This window comes from Bacillus sp. L_1B0_5 (genome assembly GCF_000836715.1).
Classification (GTDB): domain Bacteria; phylum Bacillota; class Bacilli; order Bacillales; family Bacillaceae_G; genus Bacillus_A; species Bacillus_A thuringiensis_S.
Genome location: NZ_JXIS01000197.1, coordinates 1 through 479 on the forward strand (window position 1 = coordinate 1; position 479 = coordinate 479).

Below are 479 nucleotides of genomic sequence, written 5' to 3' on the forward strand. Positions count from 1 at the left end.
CGAAGGTTCGAATCCTTCATGGCTCACTTTTGTTTTTTCCGCGCGGTCGTGGCGGAACGGCAGACGCGCTAGGTTGAGGGCCTAGTGGGGGAAACCCCGTGGAGGTTCAAGTCCTCTCGGCCGCATCAAAAAAATCTTAAAAAAGTACTTGCATTTGAAAATGTAGTATGATAAGATAATTGAGTCGCCAAAATACAACGACGAAAAAACATCATGAATAAGCGCCCGTAGCTCAATTGGATAGAGCGTTTGACTACGGATCAAGAGGTTAGGGGTTCGACTCCTCTCGGGCGCGCTTATTACGGGAAGTGGCTCAGCTTGGTAGAGCACCTGGTTTGGGACCAGGGGGTCGCAGGTTCAAATCCTGTCTTCCCGACCACGCGGGTGTAGTTTAGTGGTAAAACAAGAGCCTTCCAAGCTCTGGTCGAGAGTTCGATTCTCTTCACCCGCTTTTAGTTCTTTGAAAACTGAACGAAACA

General features: G+C 49.1%; 4 tRNA genes. All 4 read left to right on the top strand.

The window, feature by feature from the left end:
* Window positions 1-42: 42 nt before the first annotated feature.
* The 4 genes from RT27_RS31710 to RT27_RS31725 all read left to right on the top strand — a co-directional run bounded on the left by RT27_RS31710 (window position 43) and on the right by RT27_RS31725 (window position 451).
* Window positions 43-125: transfer RNA gene (locus RT27_RS31710), tRNA-Leu, on the top strand.
* A gap of 96 nt (window positions 126-221) precedes the next feature.
* A tRNA-Arg gene (locus RT27_RS31715) sits at window positions 222-295 on the top strand.
* Between the two features lie 7 nt (window positions 296-302).
* Window positions 303-379 (top strand) — tRNA-Pro (locus RT27_RS31720).
* A gap of 1 nt (window position 380) precedes the next feature.
* Window positions 381-451, top strand: a tRNA-Gly gene (locus RT27_RS31725).
* Window positions 452-479 lie beyond the last annotated feature (28 nt).